The organism is Streptomyces tirandamycinicus, from assembly GCF_003097515.1.
Lineage (GTDB): Bacteria > Actinomycetota > Actinomycetes > Streptomycetales > Streptomycetaceae > Streptomyces > Streptomyces tirandamycinicus.
Genome location: NZ_CP029188.1, coordinates 1,156,697 through 1,179,930 on the forward strand (window position 1 = coordinate 1,156,697; position 23,234 = coordinate 1,179,930).

Here is a 23,234-nt window from a genome sequence, read left to right on the forward strand (position 1 = left end):
GCATGGCCGTGGCCACCGGGCCGTGGGACCGCGTGCACCCGCGAACCGCACCCACCACCTGCACCCCGCCCGCCGGCCCCCGGAAGGCGGGGGCTCACTCCGGGGCCGGCTCGCCCGCCGGCTCGCCCGCCGTTTCGCCCGTCGCTTCGCCCGCCGGGTACGTGCGCGGCGTCCAGACGACCTCCTCGCCCGAACCGCGGCGTACCGTCCGGGTCTGCGACGAGCCGACCAGCAGCAGCGTCCTCATGTCCACCACCGCCGGGTCGAGTTCGCCGAGGCGCACGATCCGCACGCTCTCCTCCGGGCCGCCGACGTCGCGTGCGACGACGACCGGGGTGTCCGGGGCGCGATGGCCGAGGAGCAGCTCGCGGGCCTTGGCGACCTGCCAGGTCCGGCTGCGCGAACCGGGGTTGTAGAGGGCCAGGACGAGGTCGGCACGGGCCGCCGCCGTCAGCCGCTCCGCGATGACCTCCCAGGGCTTCAGCCGGTCGGAGAGGGAGATGGCGGCGTAGTCGTGCCCCAGCGGCGCACCGGCGCGGGCCGCGGCCGCGTTCGCGGCGGTGAGGCCGGGCAGCACGCGTACCGGCACGTCCGTGTACGGTTCCCGCGCCGCGACCTCCAGTACGGCCGTGGCCATGGCGAAGATCCCGGGGTCGCCGCCCGACACCACCGCCACCCGCCGGCCCCGCCGGGCGAGGTCGAGGGCGAACTCCGCCCGCTCGGACTCCACCTTGTTGTCCGAGCCGTGGCGGCGCTGCCCGGCCCGCGCCGGTACCCGGTCCAGATAGGTCGTGTAGCCGACCAGGTCGTCCGCCGCGGCGAGGGCGCCTCGTGTCTCGGGCGTCAGCCACAGCGGCCCGGCCGGTCCGGTGCCGACGACGACGACCTCGCCCCGGGGCCGCGCCTCGGGCCGCACCTCGTCGATACGGCTCGGCAGCACCGCCACCGAGAAGTACGGCACCGACTCCGGGTCCACGTCCGCCAGCCGCCCCGTGCGCTCGCCGGACATCGTGGCCCGCTCCACGTAGCGGGCGTCCTCCAGCCGGCCCGCCCGCTCCAGCGCCCGCCGCACGTCGGGGAAGGTCCGTCCGAGCTTCATCACCACCGCCGAGTCGGCGGCGGTGAGGCGGGCCGCCAGCTCCTCCTCGGGCAGCGTGCCGGGGATGACGGTCAGTGTCTCCTCGGCCTCGCACAGCGGCTCCCCGAGCCGCGCGGCCGCGGCGCTCACCGAGGTCACGCCGGGGATCACCTCGGTCCGGTAGCGGTGGGCCAGCCGCTTGTGCATGTGCTGGTAGGAGCCGTAGAAGAGCGGGTCGCCCTCGGCGAGCACGGCCACCGTCCGCCCCGCGTCGAGATGCGCCGCGAGCCTGGCCGCGGCCTCCTCGTAGAAGTCGTCGAGCGCCCCCCGGTAGCCGCCCGGGTGGTCGGTGGTCTCCACCGTCACCGGGTACATCAGGCGCTCCTCGATGTGGTCGGGGCGCAGATGCGCCGCGACGATGGAGCGGGCGATGGAGCGGCCGTGCCGGGCGCAGTGGTACGCCACGACGTCGGCCTCCGCGACGACCTGGGCCGCCCGGAGCGTCATCAGCGACGGGTCGCCCGGGCCGAGTCCGACGCCGTACAGCCTGCCGGCCTGCCGTGCGCTCACTCCGCATCACTCGCCATCGCGTTGATCGCGGCCGCGGCCATCGCGCTGCCGCCGCGCCGGCCCCGCACCACCAGGTACTCCAGACCGCCGCCGTGTGCGGCGAGGGCGTCCTTGGACTCGGCGGCTCCGATGAAGCCCACCGGTACGCCGATCACCGCAGCCGGGCGGGGCGCGCCCTCGTCGATCATCTCCAGCAGTCTGAAGAGCGCCGTGGGGGCGTTGCCGACGGCGACCACCGCGCCGTCGAGGCGGTCCCGCCACAGTTCGAGCGCGGCGGCGCTGCGCGTCGTGCCGAGCGCCGCGGCCAGCTCCGGCACGGACGGCTCGGACAGCGTGCACACCACCTCGTTGCCGGCGGGCAGCCGCTTGCGGGTGACGCCGCTGGCGACCATCTGCGCGTCGCACAGGATCGGCGCCCCGGCACGCAGCGCCTCCCGGGCGCGGGCCGCGACGCCGGGCGAGTACGCCAGGTCGCGGACGAGGTCGACCATGCCGCAGGCGTGGATCATCCGCACCGCGACCCGGCCGACGTCGGCGGGCAGCGCGTCGAGTTCGGCCTCGGCGCGGATCGTGGCAAAGGACCGGCGGTAGATCTCCGCTCCGTCCTTCTCGTAGTCGAACACGGTCTGGTCGCTCATTTCGTCGCACGGATCCGGGCTGTGGCGATGGTGTCGCCGAGTTCGGCGCTGGACGGTACGGGGACGGACGTGCCGCGCGCGGTCACGCGGTAGGTGCCGTCCCCGGTGGCCACGACGTCCACGTGGTCCCCCTGCGGACGGCCGCAGCGCCGCTCGCAGCCGGACCAGTACACGGGCAGCCCGCCGGGGCCGGGCGCGGCGCCGGCCGGGACTCCGGCCGCTGCACCGCCCTGCAGGCATGCCCGTACGTCGGCTCTGACGTCGGCCAGGGAGCGGGCGCAGCCGGGCCGGCCGGTGCACGCGCCCACCCCGTACCAGGGCGAGCCGGTGCCGGTGACGAAGCCCGCCCGCCGCAGTGCGTCGAGCCGCGCCCGCGCCGCGCCGCGGTCGGCGAAGCCGGGCACGACGGCCCCGCGCCACGGGGTCAGCCGCACCTCGTCCGCCGGGGCCGGCAGCAGCTCCCGCGCCTGTGCGACGGTGAGCCGCCCGAGCGGCGCGAGGACGGACACGGCCCAGCCGCCCGGTCCCTCCACGATCCCGGGAAGCGGCCCGGCGCCCGGCCCGGTGGGACCGTCCACCGCGGGTTCCGATCCCGGCTCCGGGGCGGAGCGCCGCGTTCCGGACGTACCGGGACACGGCGTCGCCGCCACCCCCGCCCGTTCCAGCTCCGCGCCCACGGCGATGTCCTGTCCCTCCGGCAGCTCCCGTACCCGCCAGGCGCCGGTGCCCGCCTCGGCGGCCGCGGCGAGGAACGCCTCGGCGGCGGCCAGCGCCGCCCGCGCGGCGTCGGCGGTACGCACCCGGAAGGTGTGGCGGCCGATTCGCAGCTCCACCCGGCCGTCCTCCGGCCCGTCTTCCGACCCGTTCTCCGGTCCGTCTCCCGGTCCGTCCTCCGGCCCGTCTTCCGACCCGTCTGCCGGTCCGTCCCGCCGCCCGGTGTCGCCGGCGAGCAGCGCCACCAGCGTCACATCCGCGCCGAGCCCGGCGACGTCGCACCGGCCGTCGTCCAGGGCGAACAGGAACCGTCCCGAGAGCTCCGCGGCCCGCTCGCTCGCGCACAGCAGCGCGTCCAGTTCCCGGGCCCACGACCGGACGTCCACGCCGCCGCGCCCACAATGTCCGCCGTCGTGTCCACCATGCTCGTCGCTCCCACCGCGCCCCCCGCGCCCCCCGTACCCGTCGAGTCCGGCCAGCGGCGAGGCCACGATGTTGCGCACCCGCTCATGGGTGTCGGAGGGCAGCAGCCCGGCCTCACGGAGCAGTTCCGCCAGCGCCGGCCCGCAGCCGTCCGCCAGGCCCCGCAGCTCCACGTTCCCCCGGGAGGTGATGCTCAGCGAACCGTCGCCCAGCCGTTCCGCCGCGACCGACAGCGCCCACAGCTGACGTCCCGTCAGCAAGCCTGCGGGAAGCCGGAGCCGGGCCAGCCCGCCGTCGGCCGCCGGGTGCAGCCGCAGCGCACCCGGGCAGGCGTCACCCCGGTCCCGTATATGGCTTTCGCCCTGGTCCGGGGGTGCTGTCGGTGGGGGCGGCATGGCGGCGAGCATACCCAGGACCGTCCCCGGGGCCCCCCGCCGGGGCGGCGGCCTCTACTATGCGAGACGGCACAGGGTCCCAGGGCCCAAGGGAGGAAGCCCGGTGAGAATCCGGCGCGGTCCCGCCACTGTGAGCCGGACCCCGACGGGGCCCCGGCGAGTCAGGAACTCCCGCCGACCACGACCACCCGGGGCGCGGAAACCCCGAGGAAGGCCTGCGCACGCGATGACGTACGCGACGATCCTCCTGCTGTCGACCTCCGACACGGACCTGCTCAGCGCCCGGGCCGCCGAAGGGCCGGTGCGGTACCGCTTCGCCAACCCCTCCCGGCTGCCGCTCGACCGGCTGCCCGGGCTGCTCGACGGCACCGATCTGGTCGTGGTGCGCCTGCTGGGCGGCCTCCGCGCCTGGCAGGAGGGCCTCGACGCGCTCCTCGCCCAGGACCGCCCGGTGGTCGTCCTCACCGGCGAACAGGCTCCGGACGCCCAGCTGATGGAGGCGTCCACCGTCCCCATCGGCATCGCGGCGGAGGCCCACGCCTACCTCGCCCACGGCGGACCGGGCAACCTGGAGCAGCTCGCCCGGTTCCTGTCCGACACCGTCCTGCTCACCGGCCACGGCTTCGTGCCGCCCGCTCCCGCCCCCACCTGGGGCGAGCTGGAGCGCACCCCGCGGGACGGCACCGGCCCCCTGGTCGCCGTGCTCTACTACCGCGCGCACCACATGAGCGGCAACACCGCGTTCGTCGGGGCCCTGTGCGACGCCGTCGAGGACGCGGGCGGCCGGGCGCTGCCGCTGTACGTCGCCTCGCTGCGCACCCCGGAACCGGAACTGCTGGAACGGCTCCGCGGCGCCGACGCCGTCGTCACCACCGTCCTCGCCGCGGGCGGCACCACCCCGGCCGGGGCCCAGGCGGGCGGCGACGACGAGGCCTGGGACGCGGGCGCCCTCGCCTCGCTCGACGTGCCCGTCCTGCAGGCGCTGTGCCTGACCGGGTCGCGCAGCGCCTGGGAGGACAGCGACGAGGGCCTCTCCCCGCTGGACGCCGCCAGCCAGGTCGCGGTCCCCGAGTTCGACGGCCGCCTGATCACGGTCCCGTTCTCGTTCAAGGAGATCGACGAGGACGGCCTCCCCGCGTACGTCGCCGACCCCGAGCGCGCCACCCGCGTCGCCGGCATCGCCGTGCGCCACGCCCGGCTGCGCCACATCCCCAACACGCGGAAGCGGCTCGCCCTGGTGCTGTCCGCGTACCCGACGAAGCACTCCCGCATCGGCAACGCCGTCGGCCTCGACACCCCCGCCTCCGCCGTGGCCCTGCTGCGCCGCCTGCGGGCCGAGGGCTACGACTTCGGCACCGAGGAGGTCCCCGGCCTGGCGTCCGGCGACGGGGACGAACTGATCCGCGCGCTCATCGAGGCCGGCGGCCACGACCAGGACTGGCTCACCGAGGAGCAGCTCGCCCGCAACCCGGTCCGCATCCCGGCCGCCGACTACCGGCGCTGGTTCGCGGCCCTCCCCGCCGAACTGCGCGAGGCGGTCGAGGAGCACTGGGGCCCGGCGCCCGGCGAGATGTTCCTGGACCGCTCCCGCAACCCGGAGGGCGACATCGTCCTGGCCGCCCTGCGCCGCGGCAACCTGCTCATCGTCATCCAGCCGCCGCGCGGCTTCGGCGAGAACCCGATCGCGATCTACCACGACCCCGATCTGCCCCCCTCGCACCACTACCTCGCCGCCTACCGCTGGATCGCCACCCCGCACGACGAGGGAGGCTTCGGCGCGGACGCCATGGTCCACCTCGGCAAGCACGGCAACCTTGAGTGGCTGCCCGGCAAGAACGCGGGGCTGTCCGCGGCCTGCGCGCCCGACGCCGCGCTCGGCGACCTGCCGCTGGTCTACCCGTTCCTGGTCAACGACCCCGGCGAGGGCACCCAGGCCAAGCGCCGAGTGCACGCCACCCTCGTCGACCACCTCGTGCCGCCGATGGCGCGCGCCGACTCCTACGGCGACATCGCCCGCCTGGAGCAGCTCCTCGACGAGTACGCGCAGATCTCCTCCATGGACCCGGCGAAGCTGCCGGCGATCCGCGCCCAGATCTGGACCCTGATCCAGGCGGCGAAGCTCGACCACGACCTCGGCATGGCGGAACGCCCCGCCGACGACGGCTTCGACGACTTCCTGCTGCACGTCGACGGCTGGCTCTGCGAGGTCAAGGACGCCCAGATCCGCGACGGGCTGCACGTCCTCGGCGGCGCGCCCACCGGCCCGGAGCGGGTCAACCTCGTCCTGTCGATCCTGCGCGCCCGGCAGATCTGGGGCGGCACGACCGCGCTGCCCGGACTGCGCGAGGCGCTCGGCCTCGACGAGTCCGCCGCGACCCGCACCGGCGCCGACGAGGCCGAGGCCCGGGCCCGCGCGCTGGTCGAGGCGATGGAGGAGGCGGGCTGGGACCCGGCCGCCGTCGCCCCGGTGGCCGACGGCCACGGGCAGGCGGTCGCCGACATCCTGGACTTCGCCGCCCGGGAGGTCGTCCCGCGCCTCGCCGCCACCACCGACGAACTCGACCACGCCGTCCACGCGCTGAACGGCGGCTTCGTCCCGGCCGGACCGTCCGGCTCGCCGCTCCGCGGCCTGGTCAACGTGCTGCCGACGGGCCGCAACTTCTACTCGGTCGACCCCAAGGCCGTGCCCTCCCGCCTCGCCTGGGAGACCGGCCAGGCGCTCGCCGACTCCCTCCTGGAGCGCTACCGCACCGACAACGGCAACTGGCCGACGTCCGTCGGGCTGTCCCTCTGGGGCACGAGCGCGATGCGCACCGCCGGTGACGACGTCGCCGAGGCCCTGGCGCTGCTCGGCGTCCGCCCCGTCTGGGACGAGGCCTCCCGCCGCGTCAACGGCATCGAACCGATCCCGCTCGCCGAACTCGGCCGCCCCCGCGTCGATGTCACCCTGCGCATCTCCGGCTTCTTCCGCGACGCGTTCCCGCACGTCATCGGCCTCCTCGACGACGCGGTCCGGCTGACCGCCGGGCTCGACGAGCCCGCCGACGCCAACTTCGTACGGGCCCACGCCCAGGCCGACCTCGCCGAGCACGGCGACGAACGGCGGGCCACCACCCGGATCTTCGGCTCCCGCCCCGGCACGTACGGCGCCGGGCTGCTCCAGCTCATCGACTCCCGCGACTGGCGCACCGACGCCGACCTCGCCGAGGTCTACACGGTGTGGGGCGGCTACGCGTACGGCCGGGGCCTGGAGGGGCGGGCGGCGCGGGAGGAGATGGAGACGGCGTACCGGCGGATCGCGGTCGCGGCGAAGAACACCGACACCCGCGAGCACGACATCGCCGACTCCGACGACTACTTCCAGTACCACGGCGGCATGGTCGCCACCGTGCGCGCGCTGCGCGGCAGCGCGCCCGAGGCGTACATCGGCGACTCCACCCGCCCGGAGACGGTCCGCACCCGCACCCTGGTCGAGGAGACCTCCCGCGTCTTCCGCGCCCGCGTCGTCAACCCCCGGTGGATCGAGGCGATGCGCCGCCACGGCTACAAGGGGGCGTTCGAACTCGCCGCCACCGTGGACTACCTGTTCGGCTACGACGCCACGACCGGTGTGGTCGCCGACTGGATGTACGACAAGCTCGCCGAGGCGTACGTCCTGGACCCCGAGAACCGCGCGTTCCTCCAGCAGGCCAACCCGTGGGCCCTCCACGGCATCGCCGAGCGGCTGCTGGAGGCGGAGTCCCGGGGCATGTGGGAGAAGCCCGACCCGGCGGTCGTCGACGCCCTGCGCCAGGTCTTCCTCGAGACGGAGGGCGACCTGGAGGGCGACGGCTGACGCCCGGCCCGGTCGGCGGCACTCCCGCGCGGGGGGCGGGAGAGCCCGGTGGTGCCCGGACCGGACCTGCGAGGGCCGGGCGCCCGCCGGGGCCGGCAGCGGAGGCGGCCGGGAGCGGAGGCGCCCGGGAGCGAGAGGTGCCTGCCCGGGGCGGAAGCGGAGGCGCATGCCCCGGTGCGGCAGCGGACGGCGGGCGTAAGACTTCCGTCACCACCCGGAACGATCACAATGCCGTCCCACGCGACTTAAATGGAGTCATGAGGACATCGCTCGTACGCAGACCCGTGGTGATCGTCGGTCTGGTGGTGGTCGCGATCGTGGCCGTCGCCGGGCTGTACTGGTTCCAGCCCTGGAAGCTCTGGGTGGACGAGACCGTGCGGGAGGAGCTGCCCGCGGCCTCCCCGGCCGCCCCGGCTTCCCCGGCCGCCCCGGCCTCACCGGACGGATCGGAGGCCCCGGCCTCCCCGGCCGCGCCCGCCGGGCCGGAGGTGCTGGCCACGGGAACCTTCATCAGCCATGAGCACGCCACGACCGGCAGTGTGAAGATCCTCCGGCTCGCGGACGGCTCCCGCACCCTGCGGATCGAGGACCTGGACACCAGCAGCGGCCCCGACCTGCGTGTCTGGCTCACCGACGCGCCGGTGAAGGAGGGCAGGGACGGCTGGCACGTCTTCGACGACGGGGAGTACGTCAGCCTCGGCAAGCTGAAGGGCAACAAGGGCGACCAGAACTACGCGCTGCCCGCCGACGCCGATCTGAACCGGCTGACCAGCGTCAGCATCTGGTGCGACCGGTTCGACGTCTCCTTCGGTGCCGCCGAGCTCCGGAAGGCGGCCGCGTAGCCTGAGAGCACGATGAACATCTTCACCACGTCATGGGGCGACCTCGGGCTGACCCGCTTCCCCGAGGACCCCCGTGACCGGCTCCGTGCCTGGGACGCCTCGGACGAGTACCTGCTGCGCCATCTGGAGGGCGAGACGCTCGCCGGCACCGTGGCCGTCGTCGGGGACCGCTGGGGAGCGCTGGCCACCGCGCTCGCGGCGCACCGGCCCGTACAGATCAGCGACTCCTACCTCACCCAGCGGGCGACCCGCGCCAACCTCGCCCGCAACCGCACCGCCGCCGAGACCGAGGGCGTACGGCTGCTGTCGACCCGGGACACCCCGCCGGACCGGATCGACGTCCTGCTGGTCCGCGTCCCCAAGAGCCTCGCCCTGCTGGAGGACCAGCTCCAGCGGCTCGCCCCCCGGCTGACCCGCGACACGCTCGTCGTCGGCACCGGCATGGTGACGGAGATCCACACCTCCACGCTGAGGCTCTTCGAGCGGATCGTCGGCCCCACCCGCACCTCACTGGCGGTGAAGAAGGCCCGGCTCATCCACTGCACCCCCGATCCGGACCGCACCGGACCGACGGCCGCCGCCGCGGAGGAGACCTGGCCCCGCACCTACACGCTGCCGGACGGCATCGGCGCGATGTCGGGGCGCCCGGTGACCAACCACGCGGGCATCTTCTGCGCCGACCGCCTGGACATCGGCACCCGCTTCCTCCTGGAGCACCTCCCCGGCCGCCGGGGCCCCCTCCGCGTCGTGGACCTGGGCTGCGGCAACGGGGTGGTGGGTACGGCGATGGCGGTCGCCAACCCGGAGGCCGAGGTGGTCTTCACGGACGAGTCGTACCAGGCCGTCGCCTCGGCCGAGGCGACCTTCCGGGCCAACGCCGGCCCGTCGGCCAGGGCCGCCTTCGTGGTCGGCGACGCCCTGTCCGGTACGGAGCGCGAGTCCGTCGACCTCGTCCTGAACAACCCGCCCTTCCACACCCACCGCGCGCTGACCGACGGCACCGCGTGGCGCATGTTCACCGGCGCCCGCGGCGCCCTGCGCCCCGGCGGCGAACTGTGGGTGATCGGCAACCGGCACCTCGGCTACCACGTCAAGCTGCGCCGGATCTTCGGCGGCTGCGAAACCGTCGCGAGCAACCCGAAGTTCGTGGTCCTGCGCGCCGTCAAGCGCGGCTGACGAACGGGCGCCGCGGCCCGGGGGCCCGAGGGGCGGACGCGCGGGGGCCCGGCCGGGCCGGTCCGCGCGAGGCGGTCCGCCGGGCCGGGCCCCGGATCCCGAGCCGTGCTGCGGACGGGAACAGCGGTGTGGAGCAGTCGCTCGGGCCGGTGGCCCACGTGTGGATCAGTGGTTGTTGACGCCGTTGCCGGAGAGCACCGGGACGTCCTCCAGGACGTGGGACAGCGGCTCGTCGCCCTTGGCCTGGGTCGAGTTCTCGGCGCACTGCTGGTCCTGCGGGTTCGCCAGCACGTTGACGTCCTGCAGGGCCACCGGGACGGGGAGCCCGACGAGCGAGGCGGCGTTGGCCTTGGCCGGCAGCCCCACGCACAGCTTGTTCAGCGAACCCTGAACGGCGCTGAGCTGCGGGCTCTGGGCGCCGTAGGTGGCCGAGTTGCCGTAGGTCTGCATGGCGTCGTTGCCGCTCAGCGACGTGGTGCCCGTGTCGTCGCCGATCGCCAGCGCCTGCGGGGCGGCGGTCAGCGAGACTCCGGCCACGGACGCGGTCACGGCGGCTGCTGCCCACAGCTTCTTCATGGTGGTTCCCTTCGGGAAGGTTCGCGGTGTACGGGGCGTCGGGATGCGCACTCCACCGGTGAGTGACGATGAGCCACGGTGCGGGTGGCGGTGAGTGGCGCAGTGATCAACCCCGGCCCCCGCGCCCCGGTTGCGGCCTGTAGCCCGATCAGCCGAGCGCGGAGGGCGCTGTTCGGGACGTTCGGTTCTTTCGCACCGGCGCGCCCGGGCGGTACGGGATATTGGGGGCATGGCGGAGCACAAGGGCCGTTGGGAACGGCAGGGGCTGATTCCGGCGAGCCGTAGGGAACCGGATGGCGTTCGGGAGCCGGCGGCCCGGGGCGGGCCGGCGGCCCGGCCGGTCGCGGACCGGTCGGTGGAGCCCATCTACGCCTCCCTCATGGCCAGTTGGTACGCCCAGGGGAGGACCGTCCCCGGTGTCCGGGACCGCGAGTGGTCGGACCTCGTCTCCTGGTCCTGGCCGCGCTGGTGAGCCGGTCCCGGGGCCCCGGCGCTCCCGCGGGCGGGCCGCACGCGGCCTGCGGGCGCCTGCGCGGGGCCGGTCCCGGGGCGCCGAAACGAACGGGCCGGGCCCCCGCGGAGCGCCGCGGCGGGCCCGGCCCGGCCGGGTGGTGGGAACGGTCAGCCGTTGCCCTGACCGTTGGCCGAGAGCACCGGGATGTCGCTGAGGATGTGCGACAGCGCCTCGTCGCCCTTGGCCTGCGTCGAGTTCTCGGTGCACTGCTGGTTCTGCGGGCTCGACAGCACGTTGAGGTCCTGGACGCCGACCGGCACGAGACCGACGAGCGACCCCGCGTTCAGCTTGGCGGGCAGACCGACGCAGGGCTTGTTCAGCGAGCCCTGGACGAGCGCCATCTGCGGGCTCATGTTGCCGTGCGTGGCGGAGTTGCCGAAGACCTGCGAAGCGCCGACGCCGCTGGCCGACGTGGTGCCCGTGTCGTTGCCGACGGCCAGGGCCTGCGGCGCCGCCGCGGCCGAGACGCCGACGACGGACGCGGTGACGGCGACGGCCGCCATAGCCTTCTTGAGCACGAGAGTCCCTTTCCTGGGGTGCGTGGTTCTGGGGTCTGGGGCTCCGGGGCCCGGGGTCTCTTACGCGGGGACCGAAGTGCCCGTCCCCCGGAGCCTCCTGACCAACTCGGAGCAGCGGAGTTGGTTCTTCCGCTTCACTCCAAAGGACGGTGCCGCCGGCGGCCCGCGTGGCACCCCGGGCCGGGCGCTTCAGCCGCCCGCCGACGGCCTTCCCGGGCGTGTCGCCACGGTCGCGAGCCGAGGGCTGTTCGGGTGACGTGCCGAAACCAAACGCCGGCCGGTCAGTTTGAGTCGGTGCGCAGACGAGCTGGAGTGTTCCTGCAGAAAGGCAAGCAAGTGATGATCAAGAAGGTTATGGCTGCGGCTGCGGTCACGGCCTCCGTAATCGGTGCCTCGGCCGCCGCCGCCCCCCAGGCCCTGGCCATCGGCGACGACACCGGTACGACGTCCGCGAGCGGCGTCGGTGCCTCGCAGGTGTTCGGCAACTCGGCCACCTACGGCGCCCAGAGCCCGCAGCTCGCCCTCGTGCAGGGCTCGCTGAACAAGCCCTGCGTCGGCCTGCCGGCCAAGGCCAACGCCGGTTCGCTCGTCGGTCTCGTGCCGGTCGGTGTCCAGGACCTCAACGTGCTGTCGAGCCCGCAGGCCCAGCAGTGCGCCGAGAACTCGACCCAGGCCAAGGGCGACGAGGCGCTGTCGCACATCCTCAGCGACATCCCGCTGCTCTCGGGCAACGGCGAGGGCAACGGCTGATCCGCCACTCCGGCCCCGTTCCCGGGGCCGGCGGGCATCCGGGTGAATTGCCCGGACTCCCGGGCACCAGAAGGGTTTCCTCGGTCGGTGCGGCTCGTTGGCAGGGCGTCGCGGAATTGCCCGTGCGTTTGCGCGGCACTCCACGGCACTCCTCGGACCGTCGATCAGAAGGACATCCGATATGAAGTTCAGAAAGACCACGACGGTGCTGGCGGGACTGGTGATGGCCATGGGAATGGCCTCGCCGGCGTTCGCGGACTCCGGTGCGACCGGTATCGCGTCCGGCTCGCCGGGGGTGCTTTCCGGGAACGTCATCCAGATTCCCGTGCATGTTCCGATGAATGCCTGCGGAAATTCCGTCAATCTCATTGCCGTGCTGAACCCTGCGTTCGGCAACCTCTGTGTGAACGACTGACATTCAGTCCTCGCATACAGTCCTGAAGGGTCGTTTTCCGCCGGTCCGGGGCGTGCCCTGCGGCACCGCTCCGGATCGGCTCGCGAAGCGAAAGCGGGAAAAACAACAACATGCGACAGGTCATCAGCAAGGGAATCCTGACGGCCGCTGCGGCCACCGGCATTCTGTCCTTGACCAGTGTCTACGCCAGCGCCGACTCCCAGGCCGACGCCGAGGCCGCGAACTCGCCCGGCGTGCTGTCCGGCAACAACGTCCAGGCGCCCGTGCACGTGCCGGTCAACGTCTGCGGCAACTCGCTGAACGTCGTCGGGGTGCTCAACCCGGCGTTCGGCAACGCCTGCGCCAACGCCTCCGGCGACGGCGCGGCCGGATCCGGGGGCGCGTCCGCGGAGGGCTCCGCGGTCGGCTCCCCGGGCGTCGCCTCCGGCAACAACGTCCAGGTTCCGGTGGACGTCCCGGTCAACGCCTGCGGGAACACCATCGACGTCATCGGCGCGCTCAACCCGGCCGGCGGGAACGCCTGCGCCAACGGCACGGGCCAGACGCCGCTGACGCCGGAGACGCCCGAGGTCCCGGTGACGCCCGAGGTCCCGGTGACGCCCGAGATCCCGGTGACTCCTGAGATCCCCGAGATCCCGCAGACGCCGGAGGTCCCCGAGACACCGGAGGTCCCCGAGACACCGGAGGTCCCCGAGACGCCGGAGGTGCCGGAGGTGCCCGAGACCCCGGCCACCCCCGAGATCCCCGAGGTGCCCGAGGTGCCCGAGGTGCCCGAGGCTCCGGAGGTCCTGGTCCCGGTGGTGGACACCCCGGTCGACGACCGGGTCGTCGACTCCTCGACCACGGACCAGCTGGCCCAGACCGGCGGCAACGCCGGCACGCTGGCGGCCGGTGCCGCCGCGGTCGGCCTGCTGGCCGGCGGCGCCCTGCTGTACCGCCGCGGGACGGCTGCCGCGCGTCGCTGAGTGACCGCGCTTCCCGTGTGACACCCGGCCGGGAGAGTCCCCTCATCGGACTCTCCCGGCCGGGGACGTTACCGGCCGACGCCCTCTCCGGCCCAAGGCCTTTCCGGCCGCAGACCCCTCCGGGGCGCAGACCCCTCCGGGGCGGGACGTCCCCCGGTCGCGGTCGTTCCCCGGTCGCGGACGTCCCCGATCGCGGACGGGCCCCGGCCGGGACCTCCCCGGGCCGTGCCCGAACGACGCGGTGCCCGGTGCTCCCCGGACGTGCGGACGCACGCCGGGTGTGCCCCGGCCGTGCGTGCGTCCCCTGGACGCGGCCTCGTCGACGAGGCCGCGTCCAGGGGACGGTCGTCAGCGTGCCGGCGGGCCGCCGACGGCGGCATGGGCGGCCGACACCTCGCGGTAGACGTCCGCGATCGCGGACGCGCTGTGCCGTACGTCGTGGGCGGCGAGGACGTGCTGGCGGCCCTGACGGCCGAGGGTCCCGCGCAGCGGCCCGTTGAGCAGGAGGTCTCCCACGGCCGTGGCCAGGGCGTGCGGATCCTGCACCGGCGCGGTGCAGAACAGGGCGTGCCCCGGGGGCAGACTCTCCCGCGTCCCCGCGGCATCCGTGACCACGACCGGCCGGCCGCAGGCCATCGCCTCCAGTGGTGTCAGGGCCATGCTCTCCCAGCGGGACGGGACGACGACCAGATCGGCGGCCCGGTACCAGGGCGCGGAATCCGGCTGGTCGCCCGCGAACCGGACGGACGCCGGAGCGGTCGCACGCAGGGCGTCGGCCCCCGGTCCGTCCCCGACCAGCACGAGGCGGGCGTTCGGCACCCTGCGCAGGACCTGCTCCCACGCCGCGAGCAGCACGTCCTGCCCCTTCTGCCGGCAGAGCCGTCCCACGCACACCACGAGCGGTGCGGACCCGGGCAGGTCGGCGACCAGCGGGGGGAGGTCCCGTCGAGCCTCCTCGGCCGGGGGCCGGAACCGCTCGGTGTCCACACCGTTGGGGACGACGGCCCACCGCGCCTCGATGCCGGCCGCCACGCCCTTGAGCCGCTCCGTCTCGCTGACGCAGACGACCCGGGCCGCCCAGCGAGCCCCGTACCGCTCCCAGCGGCGGGCCGGGCCGGCGAGGAGCCCGCCGGCCGCTTCGAAGGACCAGACGTGCGGCTGGACGACGGTGGGGAGGCGGCCGCGCAGGGCGAGCCGGGCGGCCAGCCCGGCCTTGGGCCCGTGCGCGTGCACCAGTCGCGGGCCCGCGGCCGCCACGATCCTGGCGAGCCGGCCCACCTCCCAGGCCAGCAGCGGTCCGGCCGTCTTCGCCGCCCGCCACCGGTGGACCCCGGCGCCGAGCGTGCGTACGGCCTCCGCGAGCATGCCGCCGCCGGGGCACGCCACCGCCACCGGGGTCCCTTCGCGGACCTGATGGGCCACCAGGTCCAGGACGACCCGGGCCATTCCGCCGTCGGTCTGCTGGACGACGTGGAGTACGGCCGCGCGGCCGGTCCCGGACGACGGGTGCGCGGCGGGGCCGCGTCCCGGGTCGGGGACTCCTCCGGCCGCAACGGCGGGTGGGAATTCCGGTGCGCGGGGCATCGGAAGGTGAACCGGCTGCTGCCGGAACTCAGCATGCTGCGCGGATCGTCGATTCCGATTCATATCCAAGGCTATTCACATGAGCGGGCCGGTGGGGGGCAGCTTCGTGCGCTCTTTGCGGAGCCGGTGCGAGAGGTGACTCTAGCCTCATTTCATTCCGGTACCGGACCGCACTTTCCGTGTCCGGGCCGGGGGGCCGGGGTAAGGATTAATCCTTTTGGCTTTGCTCCGTGTCCGGACTTCGGGTGCCCTCGTTGTTGCTTGCGCCGCATCGGTAACCCCCCGGAAGGAAAAAATGATGAAGCGAATCGCGAAGTCGGCGGTGTTTGCGGGCACGGGCGTCGCCCTGATCATGGGCGGAGCGGGCGCGGCCGTCGCGGACAGCGGAGCTGCCGGTGCCGCCGACGGCTCGCCCGGCGTCGCGTCCGGCAACGTGGCCCAGGCGCCGATCCACATCCCGGCAAGCGCCTGCGGCAACACCGTCGACGTCGTCGGTCTGCTGAACCCGGCCTTCGGCAACGTCTGCGCCAACGACTGACCTGCCCGGACGTCCGGCGGCGCACGCCGCCGGACGCCCGCACCCCGTGCGCCGACCGGTTGTCACTCCTTCGGCCGCACAACCCGGCAGACCTCGCTGCCGTTGAACCATCGGACCGGGCAGTCACGCACGGCCACCGAACATCTTGACCAAGGAGTGCTTCTCCATGTCGCGTACCGCGAAGGCATTCGTCCTGTCCACCCTCGCCGCCGCCGCTGTTGCGGGCTCCACCGGCATCGCCGCCGCCGACAGCGGCGCGGAGGCCGCAGCGGCGAGCTCGCCGGGCGTGCTCTCCGGCAACGTGGTCCAGGCGCCGGCCCACATTCCGGTCAACGCCTGCGGCAACACCGTCGACGTCGTCGGTCTGCTGAACCCGTCCTTCGGCAACGCCTGCGTCAACGACTGATCGCCCGCACGGGCGTCTCGGGCCGTCCTTCCCGCCGCGGCAGGGAGGACGGCCCTTTCGTGCGGCTGCACGCCGTGCCCGTTCGTACGGCCTTCGCACCGTCCTCGTCCGGCCCGCGTCCGGCCTCCGGCGTCTGTACGGCCTTTCGCGCGGCCCTTTCGCGCCGCTCCCGCGTACCGCGCTTTCGTGCCGCGCCCCTGCCGGCCCGGTGCGCCGAATCTCCTCGGGGGTCCGTTTCGGGTCCGTGCCGAGCCGCCCGCGGGGTGTCCCCCGGACCTCCGAGAGCGACCCGACAGGGGAATCCGAACGGGAGCTTCATTCGGGTGGGGCGGCAGGAATCCCCGGCTTTCCGAGTTTCCGGCCGGGTGACGGATCGTTACAGAACACGTAGCAGCGCAGAACAGCAGGACAGGGCGTGCCGCACAGCACGAGCGGGCACGCCGGGCATCCGCAAGGTCTTTGAGGATTCCGTCACTTGTGCACGCGACACGCGTCGCCGAAGGAGAGATTCACTGATGAAGCCCATGAAGGTCGCCGCCGTCGTCGCGGGTTCGCTGGTCGCCGCGGGCGCCTCGGCCCCGGCTTTCGCCGCGTCCGAGCTCGCTCCGACCAGCCTGAACGGCGGGCTGGGCACCGTCGCGAGCGAGACCACGGGTGCCATGGAGCCCCTCGCGAACAGGACGCTGGACACGGAGCAGGACGGCTCGCTGCTGCACACGGTCCAGCACACGACCGACGAGCTGAACAAGAACAAGACGGCTGCCCCGCAGCAACTCCTCGGCGGCCTCCCGCTGGGCGCCTGAGCGGCGTACCCGCACGTTCCCGCAGGCCCGGCGGTGGATTCCGCCGGGCCTGCGGGACGTCCGACCGCCCTGGCCGCACTCGCTGTCCCCGGCAGTACGGGCTGTCCCGGCCCCACCGGCCGCCCGCAAGGCCACCGGGCGCGGGGCGGGCCCGGCGCACGCCTGAGCGAGCGCGACCCCTTCGGGCTAATCCGCTGCCAGGCTCCCCCGCGCGTGTGACAAGGGCGCCCGGATGGTCCCGTTGAGTCGCTATGGTCCCGGACGTGACCTCCACCCCCAGCGCGGTACGCGCCATCCGCCCCGCCCGACTGGGCACCCTCGTCGTCATCGCCTGGAGCGGCGAGCACCCCGACGACGAGCGCGACATGCCCTTCCTGCTGGCCTATGCGCTCGGGGACGGCGAGGGCGGACCGGAAGGGGCCGAGACAGCAGCGCGGGAGCTGCTGGACGCCGTGGGCCTGCCGGTCGGGACGGAGTACGTGGACGCCGCGGAGTCCACCGGGTTCCCCGTCACCCTGCTGGTGGAGGCGGGCCAGGCCGTCCTGACGATGCCTCATCTCACCGCGCAGTGCACGGTGCCCCCGGAGTGGCTGGCCGCGGTCCGGGAGCGGGGCCAGGTGTACTTCATCTTCGCCACGCGGCCCTGGCCGGACGCCGCGCCCGGGGTCCCGGTCACCGAGGACCTGCTGCGGGAGTTCGTCGGCGACGAGGCGGTGCTGTCGACGGCGGCGCACTGCCTGCTGCCGGTCCGTCAGCTCCGCGGCTGAGGGCACTCCGGGCAGCGAGAGGCCCGGCTGACGGCGGTACGACCGCCGGCCGGGCCTGGTTCACGCCTTGCTGGTCAGAGCTGCCGGAAAGCGCTCGCCGGGCGGGAGGGCGCGTGGTGCGCGTCCGCCCGGGCAGTCCCGGCGAGCCTGCGTCGTATTCCGGTGCCCACGGCGGCGGCCGCCGCCGGGTGAGGAAGCGTCAGCTTCACGGTGGCCTCCTTTTACAGGGGGTTGGGGACACTCGCGACGTTAGTCCGGATCTGACGATCCGTCGTGCCGAGCGGGGCGGCGATTACTGCGTGTGCGCATCGGCCCAGGTGACGGAGGGCCGGGGAATCCGCCGGTCGGCACCGTGCGGAGCCGGCCGGCATCAGTCGGCATCAGTCGGGGCCGGTCGGCATCAGTCGGGGCCGGCACCGGAAGGCACCGACCGGAGCCGGCCGGCGCCGTACGGAACCCGATGGAGCCGGCCTACCGCCGGAGAGGAGTCAGGAGAGACATGGGGACACGAGCCAAGACGCGCGTCCCGCGCCCGGTGACGGCGTCGCACGCCGCTCCGGCGGCCGAGGTGGGCGCGAGCCGCGGCTTCGCCCTGATGCTCGTGCTCACGGGCGCGGCGGGACTGCTCGCCTCCTGGGTGATCACGCTCGACAAGTTCCGGCTGCTGGAGGATCCGGGCTTCACGCCGGGGTGCAGCCTCAACCCCGTGGTGTCGTGCGGCAGCATCATGAAGAGCGAGCAGGCGGCCGTCTTCGGCTTCCCGAACCCGCTGCTCGGGCTCGTCTCGTACGCCGTGGTGGCCGCGGTCGGCGCCGGGTTGCTGGCGGGGGCCCGGTACCGGCGCTGGTTCTGGCTCGCGCTCAACGGGGGAGCCCTCTTCGGCGTCGCCTTCTGCGGCTGGCTGCAGTTCCAGTCGCTGTACCGGATCGGCGCCCTCTGCCTGTGGTGCTGTCTCGCGTGGGTCGCCACGATCGTCCTGTTCTGCCGGGTGACCCGGCACACCGTCGAGCACCGGATGCTCCCGGCGCCGGCCCGTCTGCGGGACGGCCTGCGGGAGTTCGGCTGGCTGCCGCCGATCGCGTGGACCGGGATCATCGGCATGCTCGTGCTCACTCGATGGTGGGACTTCTGGATCAGCTGAGTCCCTCCCCGGCGCCGGTCCCCGTGATCGGCGGGGACCGGCTGGGCAGTGGCCGCGGAACGGGGCCCGGCCCGCGCACGAGACCGACGTGACCCGCCCCGCCCCGCCGGGGCGCTGGCGGCGCCCGGGACAGTTCCCGCGGCGTTGACATGCGTGCCGGGTGCACGCAGACTCGCGCCCAGTCGTGGACGAGCTCCGGTTCGTCCGGTGAACGGATCGCGTGCGGTCGACGCGGGCAGGAGGACCACGCCGACCGGGCCTCCCCCGGGAAGGAGACGGGCGGGCGGGTGCGCGGCTCTGCGGGTGTGCGGCGCGACGGACCCGGTCCGCGTCCCCCGCGGCGTCGCCGTCCTCCCTGCCCCGTACCGCCGGGGACCGGCCCTCCGGATCCCGCCCGCACGCCCCCTCACGGGCCGGACGGGGCGGCGACCCGGGCGCCGCCCGGCCCCGGGTCGCCGGGCAGCACGGCCGCCGGGTTCGCCCGTCGCCGGGACCGCCGCGTGGCCGCTCACGACGGGGAACGAGCGCACGACGGGGTAGGAGAGAAGACAGACAGGAGCTGAGCCGTCATGACCGACCGCCTCCGTGACGTCTACGTCGTGGACGCCGTCCGCACGCCCGTCGGCAAGTACGGCGGCGCCCTCGCCGGGGTACGGCCCGACGACCTGGCCGCCGGAGTGCTCGGCGCCCTCGTCTCCCGTACGCCCGCGCTCGACCCTGCGCGGATCGACGACGTCTTCTTCGGCGACGCCAACGGCGCAGGCGAGGACAACCGGGACGTGGCGCGGATGGCCGTGCTGCTCGCGGGGCTGCCGGTCACCGTGCCCGGCACCACGGTGAACCGGCTCTGCGGCTCCGGCATGGAGGCCGTCGTCCAGGCCGCCCGTGCCATCGCCGTCGGCGACGCCTCCGTCGCCGTCGCGGGCGGCGTCGAGTCGATGAGCCGGGCGCCGTGGGTGCTGCAGAAGCCCGAGCGCGGCTTTCCCGCCGCCCACCAGCAGTTGCACTCGACCACCCTGGGCTGGCGGATGGTCAATCCGCGGATGCCGCAGGAATGGACGGTGGGCCTCGGCGAGGGCGCCGAGCTGCTGGCCGACCGGTACGGCATCGGCCGAGACGAGCAGGACGCGTTCGCCCTCGCCAGCCACCGCAACGCCGCCCGCGCCTGGGCCGGCGGGCTGTACGACGGCGAGGTGGTCCCCGTCGACGGAGTGGAGCCGACCCGGGACGAGTGCGTCCGCGACACCACCTCCACCGAGGCCCTGGCCGCGCTGAAGCCGGTCTTCCGCAAGGACGGCACCGTGACCGCGGGCAACTCCTCGCCGCTCAGCGACGGTGCCGCCGCGCTGCTGCTCGTGGACGAGGACGGCCTGCGCGCCACCGGCCGGGAGCCGCTCGCCCGTATCGGAGCCTCGGCCGTCACCGGCATCGAGCCGCAGTACTTCGGCGCGGGCCCGGTCGAGGCCGCCCGGCGGGCGCTGAAGAAGGCCGGCCGTGAGTTCGGCGAGCTGCACACGGTGGAACTCAACGAGGCGTTCGCCGCGCAGGCGCTGGCCTGTCTGCGCCAGTGGCCGGACCTCGACCCGGCCCGCGTCAACCCGCGGGGCGGAGCCATCGCCATCGGCCACCCGCTCGGTGCCTCCGGGGCCCGGATCACCGGAGCCGTCGCCCACCAGCTCGCGGCCGCGGGCGCGGGCACGGGCCTGGCGACGCTGTGCATCGGCGTCGGGCAGGGGCTGGCGCTGGTTCTGGAGAGGTGAAGGGGAGGCGCACTGTGCGGCGACGCGGCGCCGGACCGGGGTGTCCGGCGCGCGTGGTCGCCGGACCGGGGCGTGTACGGGGCATGGGCGCGAACCAGTGAGTGCCCGGCGCGGGCGCACGCCCCCAGGGCGTGCCCGGCACCGGGGACGCGACCCGAAGCGTGTCCGGCGCGGACCGGGCCGGGCGGATCGACGGTGGCCGGTACCCGCACCGCCCCGGACCGCCCCCGCCGGGACCGCCCCGCCGGGACGGCCCGGGCGACCGCGGCCCCTACGGCCTCCGCGACACCAGGTGCAGCGTGAACCAGTCGCGGGCCAGAGCGGAGACCTCCTCCAGGGCTCCCGGCTCCTCGAAGAGGTGCGTCGCCCCCGGGACGACGACCAGCCGGCACTCGCAGCGCAACGCCGACTCCGCCTGGCGGTTGAGGTCGAGGACCGTCGTGTCACGGCCCCCGACGATCAGCAGTGTCGGGGCGCGCACTCCGGGCAGCCGGGACCCGGCCAGATCGGGCCGGCCGCCGCGCGAGACGACGGCACCGACCTCCGGGCCGGCGCTCGACGCCGCCCAGAGCGCCGCCGCGGCGCCGGTGGACGCCCCGAAGTAGCCGAGGGGCCCGGCGGTTCGGGTCCGCAGCCAGCGGGTGGCCCCCGCGAGCCGGTCCGCCAGGACCTCGATGTCGAATACGTTCCGGCGGTCGGCGGCCTCCGGCCCGGTGAGCAGATCGAACAGCAGGGTGCCCAGACCGGCCGCGTTCAGGGCCGTCGCCACCGACCGGTTCCGCGGGCTGTGCCGGCTGCTCCCGGAGCCGTGGGCGAACATCACCACGGCGGCCGTGCCCTCCGGCAGGGCGAGTTCCCCGGCGAGCCGCACTCCGCCCGCCTCCACCTCGACGTCCTCGGACTTGACGGCTTCCGGCGGGTCGGCGGCCGACTGGGCGAGCAGCGCGACGACCTCCTCGTCCGGGGTCTGCGAGAAGTCCCGGTACCACTCCCCGACCGCGGAGAACGCCCGCGGCGTCGACAGGCACACCACCTCGTCCGCCAGGGTCCGCAGCCAGGAGACCGCGTCCGGCGGCGCGACGGGGACGGCGAGCACCACCCTGGCCGCACCCTGCGCCCGGACGACCTCGCAGGCCGCGGCGGCCGTGGCGCCGGTGGCGATCCCGTCGTCCACGACGACCACGGTCCGCCCCTCGATGCCGACGCGCGGCCGGTCGGCACTGAACCGCTGTGCCTGCCTGGTGAGTTCGGCGGCCTCCGCGCGCTCCACCGAGGCGACGTCCTTCTCCGAGACATGGCCCCGGCGGACGATGTCGTCGCTGATGACCCGTACCCCGCCCTCGCCGATGGCGCCGAACCCCAGCTCCCGGTGGTACGGCACGCCCAGCTTGCGTACGACGATCACGTCCAGCGGCGCGCCCAGTGCCCGCGCCACCTGGTAGGCCACCGGCACCCCGCCTCGCGGCAGCCCGAGTACCACGGGATCGGCTCCCCGCAGATGCCCCAGGGCTCCGGCGAGGCGCTGCCCCGCGTCGACACGGTCGGTGAACAGCACGGTGGCTCACCCCCAACAGGGGTTCTCCTTCGAACCAACCCCATGGGGGCTTCCTCCGCAAGTCGGGGCCGGGGCCCGGGTCACGCCCCGTCGGGCAGGCACACGACGGGGATCCGCTGGACCAGGTTGTTCCCGAATCCGCCCCGGTTCCACGGCTGGTCGAGGGGCTGGGTGCGGCCTTCGGCGTCGGTGGCCCGCGCGGCGAGGACGTGGCTGCCGGGGGTGGCCGTCCAGGCCGTGTGCCAGTGGCGCCAGGCCCAGGCGTCGCCCTCGGGCGCGTCGAGCGCCGCGTCGTGCCAGGTCCGCCCGTCGTCGGTGCTGACCTCCACCCGCGCGACCGGGGCGTGACCGGACCAGGCGCGGCCCTCCAGCCCGGTCCGGCCCGGGCGCAGCACCCGGGTGCGGGACATGAAGTCGGGGAAACCCGGCGGGATCATCAGGGCGCGGGGCTCGATGCGGGTGACCGGCTCGCCGGGGTCGTCCGCCGACCGGCGGTAGCGGTACGCGACCGCCTGCTGGAACCCGGTGAAGGGGGTGCCGGTCAGGCTGATGTCGCACAGCCACTTCACGTGGGCCATCCCGTACCAGCCGGGCACGACCAGCCGCACCGGGTGGCCGTGCTGCGGCGGCAGCGGCCCGCCGTTCATCGCGTAGGCGACCAGCACCTCCGGGTCGCCGCCCAGGGCCACGCCCAGCGGCAGGCTGCGGCGGTAGTCCTGCTCGACCCCGCGCTCGACCCCGTGGTCGGCGCCGGTGAACACCGCCTCGACGGCTCCGGGCCCCACTCCGGCCTCCCGCAGCAGCACGCGCAGCGGGACGCCGGTCCACTCCGCGGTGCCCACCGCCTCCACCAGCCACGGCTGGCTCACCGGACGGGGCGTGAGCCGGGCCCGCCCGTTCCCGGCGCACTCCATCGTGACGCGGAGCGTGACGGGCGGGAACGCTCTGAGGTCCGCCAGGTCCAGCCGCAGGGGCGTCCGCACCAGCCCGCCCACGGAGACCCGCCAGTCGGCGGCCTCGGCGGCGGGGATGTCGTAGTGGACGAGGACGTAGTGCAGCCCGGGGGGCGTCAGCGCGTACCGGAGTGCCTCCAGCGGCATTCCGTGGTTGCGGGCGGCGAGGGCCAGCTCCTCGAGGCTGATCCCCTCGCCGGGTCCGGCGAGGCGCCCGGGAACGCTGACGGCCGTGAGGTCCCGGTCCATGCCTCCATCGTGCGCCTGCCGCCGGCCGGCGGCAGCACCTGTGACAGGCTCCCGCGCGCCGGCGACGGC

Annotated in this window: 20 protein-coding genes and 1 riboswitch; of the genes, 12 read left to right on the forward strand and 8 right to left on the reverse strand. The window is 74.6% G+C overall.

The genetic code is table 11. From position 1 onward, the window contains the following. Positions 1-94 precede the first annotated feature (94 nt). From DDW44_RS05000 to DDW44_RS05010, 3 genes are read right to left on the reverse strand one after another with little or no spacing between them, the layout of a single operon-like run. On the reverse strand, positions 95-1,648 hold the full coding sequence (locus DDW44_RS05000; RefSeq protein WP_108905654.1) for a precorrin-2 C(20)-methyltransferase: 1,554 nt from the start codon (positions 1,646-1,648) through the stop codon (positions 95-97). Beyond that, on the reverse strand, positions 1,645-2,286 hold the full coding sequence (locus tag DDW44_RS05005) for a precorrin-8X methylmutase (protein WP_108905655.1): 642 nt from the start codon (positions 2,284-2,286) through the stop codon (positions 1,645-1,647). Before DDW44_RS05005 ends, DDW44_RS05000 begins: the two co-directional genes overlap by 4 nt. Then, complete coding sequence (locus DDW44_RS05010) at positions 2,283-3,818, reverse strand: hypothetical protein (protein WP_244223963.1); 1,536 nt, start codon at positions 3,816-3,818, stop codon at positions 2,283-2,285. Before DDW44_RS05010 ends, DDW44_RS05005 begins: the two co-directional genes overlap by 4 nt. Positions 3,819-3,910: 92 nt before the next feature. Then, a riboswitch (cobalamin riboswitch) is annotated at positions 3,911-3,989 on the forward strand. A 55-nt stretch (positions 3,990-4,044) separates the two neighbouring features. On the opposite strand from DDW44_RS05010, the gene cobN reads away from it, so the two are divergent. From cobN to DDW44_RS05025, 3 genes are all read left to right on the forward strand, one after another. Next, positions 4,045-7,653 (forward strand): cobaltochelatase subunit CobN, encoded by a 3,609-nt coding sequence (gene cobN / locus DDW44_RS05015; RefSeq protein ID WP_108905656.1) that lies wholly within the window; start codon positions 4,045-4,047, stop codon positions 7,651-7,653. 257 nt (positions 7,654-7,910) lie between these two features. Then, positions 7,911-8,495: a DM13 domain-containing protein gene (locus DDW44_RS05020; RefSeq protein ID WP_026281804.1), complete on the forward strand. Its 585-nt coding sequence runs from the start codon at positions 7,911-7,913 to the stop codon at positions 8,493-8,495. 12 nt (positions 8,496-8,507) lie between these two features. Next, positions 8,508-9,671: a methyltransferase gene (locus DDW44_RS05025; RefSeq protein ID WP_108905657.1), complete on the forward strand. Its 1,164-nt coding sequence runs from the start codon at positions 8,508-8,510 to the stop codon at positions 9,669-9,671. A 165-nt stretch (positions 9,672-9,836) separates the two neighbouring features. Here DDW44_RS05025 and DDW44_RS05030 read toward each other — a convergent pair whose 3' ends face one another. Both DDW44_RS05030 and DDW44_RS05040 read right to left on the reverse strand, forming a co-directional pair. After that, entirely contained in the window at positions 9,837-10,247 is a 411-nt protein-coding gene (locus DDW44_RS05030) for a rodlin (protein WP_108905658.1), read from the reverse strand. Positions 10,248-10,868: 621 nt separating this feature from the next. Beyond that, positions 10,869-11,279: a rodlin gene (locus DDW44_RS05040; RefSeq protein WP_206307380.1), complete on the reverse strand. Its 411-nt coding sequence runs from the start codon at positions 11,277-11,279 to the stop codon at positions 10,869-10,871. A gap of 339 nt (positions 11,280-11,618) precedes the next feature. On the opposite strand from DDW44_RS05040, the gene DDW44_RS05050 reads away from it, so the two are divergent. The 3 genes from DDW44_RS05050 to DDW44_RS32350 all read left to right on the forward strand — a co-directional run bounded on the left by DDW44_RS05050 (position 11,619) and on the right by DDW44_RS32350 (position 13,409). Continuing rightward, positions 11,619-12,029, forward strand: a complete 411-nt coding sequence (locus tag DDW44_RS05050; RefSeq protein WP_108908729.1) for a rodlin — start codon at positions 11,619-11,621, stop codon at positions 12,027-12,029. A gap of 181 nt (positions 12,030-12,210) precedes the next feature. Beyond that, a complete protein-coding gene (locus DDW44_RS05055; RefSeq protein WP_108905661.1) occupies positions 12,211-12,444 on the forward strand; it encodes a chaplin in 234 nt (77 codons plus the stop codon). Between the two features lie 110 nt (positions 12,445-12,554). Continuing rightward, a complete protein-coding gene (locus tag DDW44_RS32350; RefSeq protein WP_208647936.1) occupies positions 12,555-13,409 on the forward strand; it encodes a chaplin in 855 nt (284 codons plus the stop codon). A 348-nt stretch (positions 13,410-13,757) separates the two neighbouring features. On the opposite strand, the gene DDW44_RS05065 is transcribed toward DDW44_RS32350, so the two are convergent. Next, on the reverse strand, positions 13,758-14,855 hold the full coding sequence (locus DDW44_RS05065; RefSeq protein ID WP_108908730.1) for a glycosyltransferase family 4 protein: 1,098 nt from the start codon (positions 14,853-14,855) through the stop codon (positions 13,758-13,760). A 436-nt stretch (positions 14,856-15,291) separates the two neighbouring features. Between DDW44_RS05065 and DDW44_RS05070 the strand changes: the two genes are divergently transcribed. The 6 genes from DDW44_RS05070 (at position 15,292) to DDW44_RS05095 (ending at position 20,408) form a co-directional block, all read left to right on the forward strand. Further along, on the forward strand, positions 15,292-15,531 hold the full coding sequence (locus DDW44_RS05070) for a chaplin (protein WP_017948105.1): 240 nt from the start codon (positions 15,292-15,294) through the stop codon (positions 15,529-15,531). A gap of 166 nt (positions 15,532-15,697) precedes the next feature. Next, positions 15,698-15,937: a chaplin gene (locus tag DDW44_RS05075; RefSeq protein ID WP_108905663.1), complete on the forward strand. Its 240-nt coding sequence runs from the start codon at positions 15,698-15,700 to the stop codon at positions 15,935-15,937. Positions 15,938-16,452: 515 nt separating this feature from the next. Continuing rightward, entirely contained in the window at positions 16,453-16,740 is a 288-nt protein-coding gene (locus DDW44_RS05080) for a hypothetical protein (RefSeq protein WP_108905664.1), read from the forward strand. A gap of 263 nt (positions 16,741-17,003) precedes the next feature. After that, on the forward strand, positions 17,004-17,507 hold the full coding sequence (locus tag DDW44_RS05085; RefSeq protein ID WP_026165319.1) for a DUF5949 family protein: 504 nt from the start codon (positions 17,004-17,006) through the stop codon (positions 17,505-17,507). Positions 17,508-18,102: 595 nt separating this feature from the next. Next, positions 18,103-18,648 (forward strand): vitamin K epoxide reductase family protein, encoded by a 546-nt coding sequence (locus DDW44_RS05090; RefSeq protein ID WP_240800767.1) that lies wholly within the window; start codon positions 18,103-18,105, stop codon positions 18,646-18,648. 569 nt (positions 18,649-19,217) lie between these two features. Continuing rightward, on the forward strand, positions 19,218-20,408 hold the full coding sequence (locus DDW44_RS05095; protein WP_017948100.1) for a thiolase family protein: 1,191 nt from the start codon (positions 19,218-19,220) through the stop codon (positions 20,406-20,408). Positions 20,409-20,679: 271 nt separating this feature from the next. Here DDW44_RS05095 and DDW44_RS05100 read toward each other — a convergent pair whose 3' ends face one another. Both DDW44_RS05100 and DDW44_RS05105 read right to left on the reverse strand, forming a co-directional pair. After that, the gene (locus DDW44_RS05100) at positions 20,680-21,963 is read right to left on the reverse strand and encodes a phosphoribosyltransferase family protein (protein ID WP_108905665.1); all 1,284 of its coding nucleotides are present in this window, start codon (positions 21,961-21,963) and stop codon (positions 20,680-20,682) included. A gap of 80 nt (positions 21,964-22,043) precedes the next feature. Then, a complete protein-coding gene (locus tag DDW44_RS05105) occupies positions 22,044-23,165 on the reverse strand; it encodes a sulfite oxidase (protein WP_018890797.1) in 1,122 nt (373 codons plus the stop codon). Between the last annotated feature and the right edge of the window lie 69 nt (positions 23,166-23,234).

What these genes read in the sequence shown, in the direction of transcription:
- DDW44_RS05020 (WP_026281804.1), top strand. Translation starts at nt 7,911, where the DNA reads ATGAGGACATCGCTCGTACGCAGACCCGTGGTGATCGTCGGTCTGGTG.
- DDW44_RS05075 (WP_108905663.1), top strand. Translation starts at nt 15,698, where the DNA reads ATGTCGCGTACCGCGAAGGCATTCGTCCTGTCCACCCTCGCCGCCGCC.
- cobN (WP_108905656.1), top strand. Translation starts at nt 4,045, where the DNA reads ATGACGTACGCGACGATCCTCCTGCTGTCGACCTCCGACACGGACCTG.
- DDW44_RS05025 (WP_108905657.1), top strand. Translation starts at nt 8,508, where the DNA reads ATGAACATCTTCACCACGTCATGGGGCGACCTCGGGCTGACCCGCTTC.
- DDW44_RS05005 (WP_108905655.1), bottom strand. Translation starts at nt 2,286, where the DNA reads ATGAGCGACCAGACCGTGTTCGACTACGAGAAGGACGGAGCGGAGATC.
- DDW44_RS05050 (WP_108908729.1), top strand. Translation starts at nt 11,619, where the DNA reads ATGATCAAGAAGGTTATGGCTGCGGCTGCGGTCACGGCCTCCGTAATC.
- DDW44_RS05055 (WP_108905661.1), top strand. Translation starts at nt 12,211, where the DNA reads ATGAAGTTCAGAAAGACCACGACGGTGCTGGCGGGACTGGTGATGGCC.
- DDW44_RS05030 (WP_108905658.1), bottom strand. Translation starts at nt 10,247, where the DNA reads ATGAAGAAGCTGTGGGCAGCAGCCGCCGTGACCGCGTCCGTGGCCGGA.
- DDW44_RS05095 (WP_017948100.1), top strand. Translation starts at nt 19,218, where the DNA reads ATGACCGACCGCCTCCGTGACGTCTACGTCGTGGACGCCGTCCGCACG.
- DDW44_RS05010 (WP_244223963.1), bottom strand. Translation starts at nt 3,818, where the DNA reads ATGCCGCCCCCACCGACAGCACCCCCGGACCAGGGCGAAAGCCATATA.
- DDW44_RS05065 (WP_108908730.1), bottom strand. Translation starts at nt 14,855, where the DNA reads ATGGCCCGGGTCGTCCTGGACCTGGTGGCCCATCAGGTCCGCGAAGGG.
- DDW44_RS05090 (WP_240800767.1), top strand. Translation starts at nt 18,103, where the DNA reads ATGCTCGTGCTCACGGGCGCGGCGGGACTGCTCGCCTCCTGGGTGATC.
- DDW44_RS32350 (WP_208647936.1), top strand. Translation starts at nt 12,555, where the DNA reads ATGCGACAGGTCATCAGCAAGGGAATCCTGACGGCCGCTGCGGCCACC.
- DDW44_RS05080 (WP_108905664.1), top strand. Translation starts at nt 16,453, where the DNA reads ATGAAGCCCATGAAGGTCGCCGCCGTCGTCGCGGGTTCGCTGGTCGCC.
- DDW44_RS05105 (WP_018890797.1), bottom strand. Translation starts at nt 23,165, where the DNA reads ATGGACCGGGACCTCACGGCCGTCAGCGTTCCCGGGCGCCTCGCCGGA.
- DDW44_RS05070 (WP_017948105.1), top strand. Translation starts at nt 15,292, where the DNA reads ATGAAGCGAATCGCGAAGTCGGCGGTGTTTGCGGGCACGGGCGTCGCC.